The following is a 12,165-nucleotide window of genomic DNA, read 5'->3' as shown; positions in this document are numbered from 1 at the left end:
TCCTTTGCTCAGGTCAGCGCCCGCACGGTGCCGATCAGCTGGTCCACCTGGGCGTCGGACATGCCGGGCCACAGGGGCAGGCTCAGCACTTCTCGGTGGATCTGCTCGGTCAGCGGCAGGCTGCCGACGGCCATGCCCAGTTCGGCATAGGCCGGCTGCAGATGCGGTGGCACGGGATAGTGGATCAGCGTGCCGATGCCGCGCTCGGCCAGGGCCTGCTGCAGGCGATCGCGCTCGGGATGCCGGATGACGAACAGGTGCCAGGCTGGCTCGGCCGGCTCGGGCACGAAGGGCAGCACAAGGTTGGCGCCAGCGAGGCCGTCCAGCAGCCTCGCGGCGATATGCCGGCGCTGCTGGGTGAGCGCGTCCAGGTCGGGCAGCTTGGCCGCCAGTACGGCGGCCTGCATCTCGTCCAGGCGCGAATTCAGGCCCTTGACCTCGTTGTGGTACTTGACCCGAGAGCCATAGTTGCGCAGCACGCGAACGCGGTCGGCCACGGCGGGGTCGTTGGTCGTGAGGCCGCCGCCGTCGCCCATGGCACCGAGGTTCTTGCCGGGGTAGAAGCTCCAGGCCGAGGCATCAGCCTGGCTGCCAACGACGCGGCCGCCCCAGCGCGCGCCGTGGGCCTGGGCGCAGTCGTCCAGCACGCGCAGGCCGTGCTTGCTGGCGATGGCGTTGATGGCGTCCATGTCGGCCGGCTGGCCGTAGAGGTGCACGGGCAGGATGGCGCGGGTGCGCGGCGTGATGGCCGCCTCGATGCGTGCCGGGTCGATGTTGTAGGTGCGCAGGTCGGGTTCGACGGGCACGGGCGTGGCGCCGCACTGGCTGACGGCCAGCCAGGTGGCGATGTAGGTGTTGGCCGGCACGATGACCTCGTCGCCCTCCCCCACGCCGAGCGCCAGCAGGCCCAGGTGCAGGGCATCCAGGCCGTTGCCCAGGCCCACGGCATGGGCCGCGCCGCAATAGGCCGCCCACTGCGACTCGAAGGCTTCCAGCTCGCGGCCGAGGATGAACCAGCCGCTGCCGGCCACGCGGCTGAGCGCCGCGTCAATGGCCGCGCGCGAGGCGGCATAGGTGGGTTGCAGGTCCAGAAAGGGCAGCTTCATGCGGGCGCGTTGCCGACGGCGGCAAGGAAGTCGTCGTAGTCGCGGATGTAGTCGCCCGCGTCGTAGGTGTCTGAGGCCAGCACCAGCAGCACGGCATCGGGCGAGAAGCGGTACTGGATGCCCCAGACCATGGGCGGGATGTGCAGCCCGACCTTGGGGCTGTCCAGGCGCAGCTCGTCGCGGTGCTCGCCATCGTCCAGCACGATGGTGCAGCTGCCTTTCACGCAGATGAGGAACTGATGGCAGGCCCGGTGTGCGTGCTCGCCGCGCACCTCCTCATTGGGCACGTCGTAGACGATGAAGAAGCGCCGCGGCGTGAACGGCAGGTGGGCGTCGATCTCGCCGAAGCTCAGCGCACCGCGCAGGTCGACGATCTTGGGCAGCGCATGCAACCGTGCACCGCGCGCCTGCAGGGCGGGCAATGCGTCGCCGAGCCGATGCGCCGAGATGGCGGGGCCGCTGACCTGGACCTCGGGCGTGTCGAGGTAGCCGACGATGTGGGCCGGGTTGCCGGCGACGATGGCTCGCGGCGGCACGTCGCGGGTGACGACGGCACCGTCCGTCACCAGCGCCCCCGGGCCGATGGTCAGGCCGGCCTGGATGGTGGCATTGGCGCCGATGCTGGCACCCGCGCGAACGCGGGTCTTGAGGAACTCCGTGGGCTTCCTGCGGCTGCGCGGCGCGGGGTCGTTGCTGAAGGCAGCGTTGGCGCCGACGAAGACGTCATCCTCCAGCGTGATGCCGTCCCACAGATAGACCCCGCACTTGACGGTCACCCGGTCGCCCACCGCCACCTCGTTCTCGATGAAGACGTGGTCGCAGACGTTGCAATCGGCGCCGATGCGGGCGCCGGGCAGGATATGGGCGAAGGCCCAGACGCGCGTACGCGGCCCGATCTGCGTGGACTCGACCAGGGCGTGCGAGTGCACAAAAGCGCCGCTGCCATCCATCATCGATTGATCTCCCATGCTTGGACTGTTCAGTATCCCTCGGCCGCGTCAGCGCAAGGGCGCCGCCACGCCGCGGCCCATGCTCCAGATCAGCGCGACGATCTGCTGCGCGTCGAACATCGCGTTCACATGGGCGACCCGCATCGAGTAGTAGTCGCCCTCGGCGGCCATCACGTCGAACAGCGAGCGGCGGCCGAGCTGCTGCCACTGCTGCAGCGTCGACGCGCGCACGCGGTCGCTGTTGCGCAGGATCTCGACGATGCGCCGGGCGCGATCCAGCGTGGAAGTGCCGACCTCGTTCATCTCCAAGAGGCGGTAGCGCTTGGCCTCGATGGCCTCGTCGCGCTGCAGCACGGTGGCCCGGTAGCGCTGCACGGCGGCACTGGCCTGGGCGTGGGCGCCGGGCTGGAGGATGGGGATGGTGACGGACACGCCGGCGCCAACGTCGTTGGAGCGCGACTCGCCGGGGCCGCTGCGGAACATCGCGCTGGCGCTGCCGGTCAGGTTGACCGTCGGTTTCTGGCCCGCAATGACGGACTCGGCAAAGCTGCGCTGCGAGCGCGCCTGGGCCTCGGCCTGGGCGACGTCAGCGCCGAGCAGGATGTCGCTCTGCATCTGCTCCAGGTCGGGCATGACGGACAGCTGGGCCGTCATGCCGATGCTGGGCGGCAGGGGCTCGCCCACCAGGCGCTTCATGCGCACCTCCGTCTGGCGCAGGGCCGACATGGTCTGCTCCAGCGACAGGTCGGCCTGCTGCAGGCTCTTCTGCGCCTGCACCAGCTCGCTGGCGCGGCCGCGGTCGGCCTTGGTGATGATCTCCAGCGCGTCGACCAGGCAGGCCATCTTGCGCACGTATTGCGTGTAGACCTGGCCCTGCAGCACATAGCGGCTGCGGTCCAGCGCCAGCGTGACGACGTTCAGCGACAACTGCTCCTCGGCGCTGCGCTGGCCTTGGGCTGCGACTTCGGCGAGCTCCTTGCGCCAGTCGGTCAGCTTGGCGACGCGGCCGGAGTCCCAGACCGGCATGCCGGCCGAGAGCGTTGCACCGGCTTGGCCACCCCGGCCGACGGTCACGCCGCCGACGTTCTGGTACACGCCGTTGGTGCTGATGGTGAGGTTGGCCGTCGGCAGGCCCAGTGCACGCGTCTCTTCGACGTCCGATCGGGCGGCATCGGCCAGCAGGCGCACGGCGCCCAGGGCCTTGCTGCGCGACAGCGTTGCGTTGATCAGTGTTTGCAGCGCGGCGCGCGGGTCGCCGGTCTGGGTTTCGAGGGCGCTCATGTCGCGGCCCAGGCGCGACAGGCCGGCGTCGTCCTCGTTGCAGCGGCCTTGGGACGCAGGCACCTCGACCGCCGGCGGCGGCGCAACAGTCTTGGGCGGGCGCGTCTGCGCCAGCGCGAGTGAACCGAAAGCGGCGAAGCCGAGGACGATGAGGGGACGGAGCGGGTACAGCATGGCCCCGTCACTAGACCATCCGCCCCCCTCCCCTGAAGCCCGGAAAAGCGGGCCCGCACCTGCCCTTGTTCAGCGCTAGCTACGTTGTCTTGCGGGCCGAGCGCCGGGCCGCTCCCAAGCCGGCCCTCTTGGCGATGTGCTTGCCGGTTGATCCGGCAAGCATCGCCGTCCCCCCGGGGGACCGACCAAGCTCGCCGCGTTCAGCAGGCGAGACTGGGCGAGGGGCAGCTTTACCTCTCGCGCAGCGCTTCCTGCGACTTCATCATCGGCCGCAGCAGATAGCTCAGCACCGAGCGCTCGCCGGTCTTGATCTCCACCTGCGACGTCATGCCCGGGATGACGGGCAGCTTCTCGCCCTTGTACTTGAGGTTGTTGCGCTCGGACGTGACGATGACGCGGTAATGGCCCTCGCCGCTCTTGTCGCCCTCGGTGACGGCGTCGGGGCTCATGTAGGTGACCTTGCCTTCCAGGCCGCCATAGGTGTTGAAGTCATAGCCGGCCAGCTTGACCTCGGCCGTCTGGCCCAGGCGGATGAAGCCGATGTCCTTGGGCTTGATGCGCGCCTCCACCAGCACCTTGGGACCGATGGGCGAGATTTCCAGGATGGGTGCGCCGCTGGCAATGACGCCACCGACGGTGCCGGACTTGATGCTTTTGACGACCCCATGCACGGGCGACTTCAGCACCGTGCGCGTCAGCGCGTCCTGGCGCACCACCATCTGCTCGTCCATCTGGGCCATTTCGCTTTGCACGCGCACCAGTTCCTGGCTGGCTTCCTGGCGGTAGCGCGACAGGCGCTCGGTGCGCTGCTGCTGGATCTCGTTGACCTGGCGGTTCAGCCGCATGACCTCCACGTCGCTCATCAGGCCGCTGCGGGACATGTCCTGGGCGAGCTTGAGCTCCTTGGAGATCAGCCCGAGGCTGCGGTTGATGGCGCCGACCGCCTCGTCCAGCAGGCGCTTGCGGGCGTCGAAGGATTCGGCCTCGCCCTGGGCATAGCGGGCCTTGGGGTCGATGCCGGCGGGCCAGTGGATGCTGACGCGGCCATTGGCCTCGGCCTCCAGCCGCGCCGCGGCCGCCTTCAGGGCCAGCAGCTTGGCCTGGCCTTCGTTCTGCTGGGCTTCGACACGGGTCGGGTCGAGGAAGGCCAGGTCCTCGCCGGCCTGCACTTCCTGGCCTTCGCGCACCTTGAGTTCGCGCAGGATGCCGGCGTCCAGGCTGGCGATGACCTGCTCGCGCCCATCGGGCACGATGCGGCCATCGCTGCGGGTGATCTCGTCCACCTTGGCCAGGGCCGACCACGTGATGGCCACCGTGACGACGGCGCACAGCAGATACAGGGCCCAGGTCGCGCGCGGCAGGGGCTCGTCGATCTGGGCGGCATGAAGGGCACTGACGAACAGGCCTTCTTCCTTGCTCAGGGCTTTGGCGCTCATACGCTATGCCCGCTCGGCCGCCCGAAGGGCATTGCCACCCCCTCGGGGGGCAGTGAGTGAAACGAACGTGGGGGCTTCATACGCTCGCGCTGCGCTGCACGGGTTGTGCGGACGGATGCATGTGCACGCCCTCGCCACCCTGGGCGGGCGCGGCCGGGCGCACGCCGGACAGCGCCGCCAGCACCTGGTCGCGCGGGCCGTCCATGACGACACGGCCGCCATCGACGACGGCGATGCGCTGCACCAGCTCCAGCACGGCCGGGCGGTGGGTCACGACGACGAGCGTGGCCGTGCCGGCTGCGTCACGCAGCTGGCGCAGGAAAGCCATCTCGCTTTGCGCGTCCATCGAGCTGGTGGGCTCGTCCATCAACAGGATCTGCGGCTTGGTGACCAGGGCCCGGGCCAGGGCCACGAGCTGGCGCTGGCCGCCGGACAGCAGCTGGCCCATTTCGCCGACCGGCAGGTCCCAGCCCATCGGATGGCCGGAGACGACGCGGTCCAGGCCGGTCAGCTTGGCCACCTCGACGAGGCGGCCCGCGTCCAGGTGGGCGCGGCCCATCAGCACGTTGTCGCGCAATGTGCCGACGAACAGGCGCGGCTCCTGGCTGACGAAGCCGACCCGGGCCCGGTACTCGGCCGGGTCGACCTGGCGCAAATCGATGCCATCGACCTCGACCATGCCTTCGGTGGGCTGGTAGAGGCCGCCGAGCATGCGCAGGATGGTGGATTTGCCGCTGCCGATGCGGCCCAGGATGGCGACGCGCTCGCCGGCCTCCAGGCGCATGGTCACGTTGCGCAGCACCTTGGGCGCCGCCGACTCGCTGGCCGCCTGCTGCTGGCCGTGCTGCGGTTGGGGCGGGTAGCTGAAGCCGACGTCGTGCAGGCCGACCTTGCCGGTGACCTGGGACAGCGGCACGTAATTGCGGCTGCTGTCGCGCTCGACCGGTGCATTCATCATCTGGTTGAGCGCCATCATGGCGGCGCGAGCACCCTGGTAGCGCGTCGCCAGGCTGACGAGGCTGCCCAGCGGCGCGATGGCGCGGCTGGCGAACATCACTGAGCCGATCAGCGCGCCGGCCGAGATGACGCCGTCATGGATCAGGTAAACGCCCCAGATCAGGATGATGAGGTTGACCGCCTGCTGCAGCGTGCTGGACAGATTCATGCTCCAGCTCGACAGCGCGCGCGAGGTCAGGGCCGTGTCGGCGACGATGGCCGTCGTGCGCTCGTAGCGGCGCACGAAGCGGCCCTCGGCGCCCGACGTCTTCAGGTCTTCCAGGCCCTCGAGGGACTCGACCAGGGTGCCGTGCAGGTCGGCCGTCTCCTGCATATTGGTGCTCATGGCCTTGCGCAGCGCCCCCTGGATGGCCCAGGACAGGCCCATGATGAGCGGCACGGCCAGCACCAGCACCCAGCCCAGCGGCCCGCCGATGACGAAGGTCATGCCGATGAAGATGACCAGGAAAGGCAGGTCAGACAGGGCCGACAGCGTGGCGCCGGTGAAGAACTCCCGCACCATTTCCACCTGGGCCAGATGGGCGGCATAGGCGCCGGCGGAAGCCGGCTTGTGCTCCATGCGCACCCCGAGGGTCTGGCGGTAGAGCTTGGCGCCGATGACGAGGTCGGCCTTGCGGCCGGCCAGGTCGATGAGGTGGGAACGCAGCTGGCGCGCGAACAGGTCGAAGACCAGGGCCACCGAGGCGCCCACGGCCAGGGTCCACAGCGTGACCATGGCCTGGTGGGGAATGRCCTTGTCATAGATGACCGAGGTCACCAGGCCCGACACCAGCATCAGCACGTTGGACAGCAGCGCCGCCAGCATGGAAGCGCGGTAATAGGGCGTGAAGCGCTTCAGCGTGCCCCACAGCCAATGCGATTCCAGGCCTTTGTCGGCCAGCTTCAGCAGCGGCGCCTCCGCGCGCGGGGCCGAGGCGGTCTCCTGCGGCGACACGGCCAGCATGAAGCCGCTGTACTCGGGTTCCAGTTCGGCCGTTGTGGCCGGCACGGCGGCCGCCTCGGGGCCAGGGAACACCACTTCGTAGCGGCAGGCACCGGCGGCCACTGCGGCCGGGTCATCCAGGCGGCGCACCAGCACGCAGGCGTCGCCGCCATTGAGCAGCAGCACCGCGGGCAGCAGCAGGGCGTGGATGTCGTCGATGCTCTTGCGCAGCAGGCCGGCGTTGTAGCCCGCCTCGCGCATGACGCGGATGGCACCGTCGGGCGCGAGAACCCCTTCCACCGGCGCGCCGGCGCGCAGTGACTCGGGCGAGCGCGGCTTGCCGTGGTGGCGCGTCAGCCAGGCCAGGGCCTGCAGCAGCGGGTCGCCGGCGGGCTGGTTGCTCAGGTTCTCCAGCGGGTCCGGCGGCGGCGCCGGCTCGCCATTGGCGGCCAGGCGCAAGCCCGGCGCCTGCGGCTGGCCGTCAAAGAAGGGGTCGTGCTGACGCGGCATTTAGGCCTTCTGCCTCGCATCGAGCGCAAGCCGCTCGAACTCTTGCTCTATATCGCGCACGATGGCCGGGATGTCAAACAGCGGCGAGCTGCGGCCGTGCTCCGCCAGGTAACGCTTGTAAGAAGCTGCGCGGGCCGGCTGGTTGCCGATCTGTACGGCACGCTGCTCGTATTCCTCGATCGTCGTCGTGATCAGGTCGGGCAGGCCGACGGCCGTCAGCAGGCTGCCGGCCATGCGCGAGATGTAGGTACGGCCCGAGCGGGTCAGGATGGGCGTGCCCATCCACAGGCAGTCACTGGCTGTCGTGCCGGCGTTGTAGGGAAAGGTGTCCAGGAACAGGTCGGCCAGCGTGAAACGGGCCAGGTAGTCGGCCGGCTGGGCGCGACCGGCGAAGACGAGGCGTTCGGGGGCGATGCCCTCCTCTACCGCAACGCGTTGCAGGTTGGCCTTGGCAAACGGGTTGTCGGCCAGCAGCCACAGCACGCTCTTGGGCACCTGGCGCAGCACGTGCATCCAGCAGCGCCAGACCTGCTCGCTCATCTTGTGGTTGTTGTTGAAGGCGCAGAAGACGAAACCGTCCTCCGGCAACCCCATCTCGGCGCGCGTTGGCGCCGGGTTGGCAGCGCGCGTACGGTCGCTGACCTGGTAGCAGTGCGGCAGGTAGATGGGTTTTTCGGTGTGATACGGCAGCGACTCCGGCGGCATCACGAAGCGGTCGGCCAGGATCCAGTCCACACCCGGCAGCGCCGAGGTGGCCGGCAGGCCCAAGTAGCTGACCTGGATGGGCGCGCCGCGATAGGCCAGGATGCCCGGGCGCGCGCCGCTGGTCAGCCCCTGCAGGTCGACGAGCACATCGATGCCAGCCTCAGCAATCATCTCTGCGGCGCGGCGGTCAGGCACGCCGTGCAGCGGCGTGTAGCTGTCCATCGCCCCCTTGATGCGGGCGCGCAGCGGCGTGCCGTCCTCGCGGCTCCAGCTGAAGGCGTGGATCTCGAACCTGCTCTTGTCGTGCAGCTCGTACAGCTCGGCCGTCAACAGGCCGACGGCATGCATGTGCAGATCGCCGGACAGATAGCCGATCTTGATCTTGCCTTCGCGCTTGCGGCCCTTGTGCAGCGGTGGCTCGGTGACCTTGGTGACCTTTTCCAGCACGAAGCGCTGGGCGGTCAGCAGTTGCAGGGCCGGGTCATCGCTCTCGTCCAGCATGCCGAGCAGCGAGGTGCTCATCAAGAGGTGGTTGTGCGTGACGTCGCCAAAGGTCTGGTAGACCGGCCAGGCGCATTGCTTCTGGCGGATGTGCACGTAATGCTGGGCGACGTCGCTCTGGCGCGGGTCCAGCTCCAGCGAGCGGCGCATCAGCGTCTCGGACTCGTCATAGCGCTTCTCCTGCTCCAGCAGGCGGGCGGCGTTGTTGAAGGCGTGCAGGCGAAGGCTCAGCGGGTCGGTGCCCAGCGCGTCGGGCGCCTCGTTGTCGTAGACGGTGCGCCATTCGGCCAGCGCCTCTTCCATGCGCCCCTGGTGCTCCAGCTGGTGGCCGAGGTTCAGGCGCGCCTGGGCGAAGGCCGGTGCCTGCTCCAGCGCCATGCGGTAGACGGTCTCCGCCTCCTCATGGCGGCGCAGTTCGCCCAGGACGGCACCCCAGTTGAAACAGGCCACATGGCGCAGCGGCGACGCGGTGGCGCCGACCCAGTTCTGGTACAGCAGCGCGGCCGCGTCCAGGGCGCCGGCCGCCTGCAGGCGCGAGGCGGCCTCCATGACCTGGGGCAAAGGCCATTGGCCGCTGCGGGCCAGGCCAAGCCATTGCTCGAGAAGGGCAATACCTTGGGGCGGGGCAGCGGGAGGCGTCGACATGTCCATGCGGCGGGCGGTGTGATCGGATGTTCCGCCGATTTTCAAGCCGCGCCGCCAGGTTGGGCGCGGGGAATAGGCTGCGGATTGCGCAGCATTTCCCGCCCCGGGCACCTCAAACTGGGGAATCATGCCCCGCCGCGGGCAGGCGGCAGGGCCTTCGCGAGGCGTCAGACAGGCCGTAGTGGCCTGTCTTCGGTCCCCGCTCAGCCACCCAAATAGTCCGACTTGCCCAGCGGCACGCCGGCATGGCGCAACAGCGCGTAAGTGGTTGTCGCGTGGAAATAGAAGTTGGGCAGGGCGAAATGCCGCAGATAGGTCGAGCCATCGAACTTCAGCGGGTCACCGCTGCGGCGCGGGATGACGATCTCGCGCTCCTCGCTGCCGGCGAAGGCCTCGGCGGGCACGGACAGCACAAAGTCGCGGGTCTTCTTGATGCGCTCGGCCAGCTCGTCCAGCGTGGCTTCGTTGTCCTCGTACTTGGGGATCTCCTGGCCGCCCAGGCGGGCCACGCAGCCCTTGGCGGCATCGCTGGCGATCTGGATCTGCTTGGCAAACGGCAGCATGTCGGGCGCCAGACGCAACGTCAGGTAGACGTCGGTCGAGAACTTCCTGGTTTCGGCATGGGCCTTGGCGGCCTCCAGCCACGTCAGCATATTGCCCAGCATCTTGGCGAATGCCGGCGCGCTGGCGGCGTGCATGGAAATCGGGGTCATCGGGTGTCTCCTTGAGGGAAAGCGATGGTAGCCATGCAACCCTGACCCCTGCTGAGCACCGTGCACAATCCCCTGCAGCTATGAACGTGATCATCCTGGACGACTACCAAGACGCCGTGCGCAAGCTGCGCTGCGCGGCGAAGTTGGAGCCCCTCAACGCCAAGGTCTTCACCAACACGGTCAAGGGCATCGGCCAGCTGTCCGTGCGGCTGCGCGATGCCGAGGTGCTGGTGCTGGTCCGCGAGCGCACGACGTTCCCGCGCCAGTTGCTCGAGAAGCTCCCAAAACTCAAACTGATCTCCCAGACCGGCCGGGTTGGCAGCCACATCGACGTCGAGGCCTGCACGCGCTTAGGAATTGCCGTGGCCGAGGGCGTCGGCAGTCCGGTGGCGCCGGCCGAGCTGACCTGGGCGCTGATCATGGCCTCCATGAGACGGTTGCCGCAATACATCGGCAACCTGAAACATGGCGCCTGGCAGCAGGCCGGCCTGAAGGCGGCGTCCATGCCAGCCAACTTCGGGGTCGGCATGGTGCTGCGCGGCAAGACGCTGGGCATCTGGGGCTACGGCAAGATCGGCCAGCTCGTGGCCGGCTACGGACGCGCCTTCGGCATGAAGGTCATGGTATGGGGCAGCGAGGCCTCGCGCCTGCGCGCCGAGGCCGATGACTACCAGGCCGCCCCCAGCCGCGAGGCCTTCTTCGCCGAGGCCGACGTGCTGTCCGTGCACCTGCGCCTGTGCGACGCCACGCGCGGCATCGTCACATCCGAAGACCTGGCCCGGATGAAACCGACGGCGCTGTTCGTCAACACCTCACGGGCCGAACTGGCCGTCGAGGGCGCGCTTGTATCGGCACTGAACCGCGGCCGGCCCGGCATGGCCGCCATCGACGTGTTCGAGAGCGAACCCATCCTGCAGGGCCACCCGCTGCTGCGGTTGGAGAACGCCGTCTGCACGCCGCACATCGGCTACGTGGAGCAGGACAGCTACGAGCTCTATTTCGACGCAGCCTTCGACAATGTGCTGAACTTCATCAATCAGCAGCCGACGAATATCGTCAACCCGGACGCGCTGAAGGTCCTGCGCTGAAGTCCAGCGCTGAGGAAGCGGCCTTGAACCGTCCCGAATCCCTGACCGAACTCTTCCTGGCGTTCTCAAGGCTGGCCCTGCAGGGCTTTGGCGGCGTGCTGGCGATAGCCCAGCGCGAACTGGTCGAGCACCATCGCTGGATGAGCAAGGAGGAGTTCGTCGAGACCCTGGCCATCGCCCAGGTGCTACCCGGGCCCAATGTGGTCAACCTGTCCATGATGATCGGCGACCGCTTCTTCGGCCTGCGAGGCGCCGTCGTGGCGCTGGCCGGCATGCTGGTAGCGCCCGCGATCATCGTGCTGGCCCTGGCCGCCGCCTTTGACCAGCTGGCCCGCCACCCCATGGCCATCAACGCGCTGCGTGGCATGGGCGCGGTGTCGGCCGGACTGATCCTGGCCACCGGCATCAAGCTGCTGCCGGCACTCAAGAAGAGCCCGCTGGGCCGGCCCCTCGCGCTGGGCCTGGCCTTGACGGCTTTCGTGCTGATCGGGCTGCTGCGCTGGCCGCTGGTCAATGTGCTGGCCCTGCTAGGCGGCGGCGGCATGTTCCTGGCCTGGTGGAGAACGCGGCCATGACAACGCCCGTCGATCTTCTCGGCCTCTTCCTGCATTTCCTGACGCTGTCGCTGCTGTCCATCGGCGGCGCCATCACGACGGTGCCCGAAATGCACCGCTACCTGGTCGACAAGACCGGCTGGCTGAGCGATACCGACTTCACGTCGTCCATCGCCCTGGCACAGGCGGCGCCAGGTCCCAACATCCTGTTCGTCGCGGTGCTGGGCTACAACGTGGCCGGCCTGACGGGTGCGGCGGCTGCGATGGCCGGCATCATGCTGCCGTCCAGCGTGCTGACCGTGACGGCCACGCGCTGGGCCCGCGCCAACCGCGAGCACATCGTGCTGCGCGCCTTCTCGGCCGGCATGATGCCGCTGACGCTGGGGCTGATCATCGCCACGGGCTGGCTGCTGGCCCTGCCTTTCCTGCGCGCCGACGAGCACCGCTGGAGCACGCTGGCGATGATTGCCGTCACCGTGCTGCTGACGCTGAGGACGAGGCTGGGCCTCGTCTGGATGGTGCTCGGCGGTGGCGTGCTGGGCGCGCTGGGTCTCGTCTGAGTT

General features: G+C 68.8%; 10 protein-coding genes. 3 read left to right on the top strand and 7 right to left on the bottom strand.

From position 1 onward, the window contains the following. Positions 1–8 precede the first annotated feature (8 nt). From ACXJLH_RS00710 to ACXJLH_RS00680, 7 genes are all read right to left on the bottom strand, one after another. Positions 9–1,106, bottom strand: a complete 1,098-nt coding sequence (locus ACXJLH_RS00710) for a DegT/DnrJ/EryC1/StrS family aminotransferase (RefSeq protein WP_056196522.1) — start codon at positions 1,104–1,106, stop codon at positions 9–11. Then, positions 1,103–2,074, bottom strand: coding sequence for a WxcM-like domain-containing protein (locus ACXJLH_RS00705; protein ID WP_235531951.1), 972 nt, complete (start codon positions 2,072–2,074; stop codon positions 1,103–1,105). Before ACXJLH_RS00705 ends, ACXJLH_RS00710 begins: the two co-directional genes overlap by 4 nt. Before the next feature lie 30 nt (positions 2,075–2,104). Continuing rightward, positions 2,105–3,511 carry a TolC family protein gene (locus tag ACXJLH_RS00700; protein WP_056196517.1) on the bottom strand — a complete coding sequence of 469 codons (1,407 nt, stop codon included), beginning with the start codon at positions 3,509–3,511 and terminating at the stop codon, positions 2,105–2,107. A gap of 230 nt (positions 3,512–3,741) precedes the next feature. After that, positions 3,742–4,947 carry an HlyD family type I secretion periplasmic adaptor subunit gene (locus tag ACXJLH_RS00695; RefSeq protein ID WP_457442154.1) on the bottom strand — a complete coding sequence of 402 codons (1,206 nt, stop codon included), beginning with the start codon at positions 4,945–4,947 and terminating at the stop codon, positions 3,742–3,744. Positions 4,948–5,023: 76 nt separating this feature from the next. Further along, a complete protein-coding gene (locus tag ACXJLH_RS00690) occupies positions 5,024–7,396 on the bottom strand; it encodes a type I secretion system permease/ATPase (protein WP_457442153.1) in 2,373 nt (790 codons plus the stop codon). Further along, positions 7,397–9,247, bottom strand: coding sequence for an O-linked N-acetylglucosamine transferase, SPINDLY family protein (locus tag ACXJLH_RS00685; protein WP_457442152.1), 1,851 nt, complete (start codon positions 9,245–9,247; stop codon positions 7,397–7,399). Positions 9,248–9,450: 203 nt separating this feature from the next. Next, complete coding sequence (locus ACXJLH_RS00680; protein ID WP_457442151.1) at positions 9,451–9,960, bottom strand: DUF1993 domain-containing protein; 510 nt, start codon at positions 9,958–9,960, stop codon at positions 9,451–9,453. An 80-nt stretch (positions 9,961–10,040) separates the two neighbouring features. On the opposite strand from ACXJLH_RS00680, the gene ACXJLH_RS00675 reads away from it, so the two are divergent. The 3 genes from ACXJLH_RS00675 to ACXJLH_RS00665 are packed head-to-tail and all read left to right on the top strand — an operon-like array spanning position 10,041 to position 12,162. Beyond that, positions 10,041–11,048 (top strand): D-2-hydroxyacid dehydrogenase family protein, encoded by a 1,008-nt coding sequence (locus ACXJLH_RS00675; RefSeq protein ID WP_457442150.1) that lies wholly within the window; start codon positions 10,041–10,043, stop codon positions 11,046–11,048. Positions 11,049–11,071: 23 nt separating this feature from the next. Further along, complete coding sequence (locus tag ACXJLH_RS00670) at positions 11,072–11,623, top strand: chromate transporter (RefSeq protein WP_457442149.1); 552 nt, start codon at positions 11,072–11,074, stop codon at positions 11,621–11,623. After that, the gene (locus tag ACXJLH_RS00665) at positions 11,620–12,162 is read left to right on the top strand and encodes a chromate transporter (protein WP_056196499.1); all 543 of its coding nucleotides are present in this window, start codon (positions 11,620–11,622) and stop codon (positions 12,160–12,162) included. The genes ACXJLH_RS00670 and ACXJLH_RS00665 overlap by 4 nt, the downstream gene beginning before the upstream one ends. Positions 12,163–12,165: the final 3 nt, after the last annotated feature.

The organism is Roseateles sp. P5_E4, assembly GCF_054049255.1.
The sequence above is the reverse complement of the archived record's forward strand: the minus strand, read 5'-3'. Positions and strand labels throughout refer to the sequence as shown.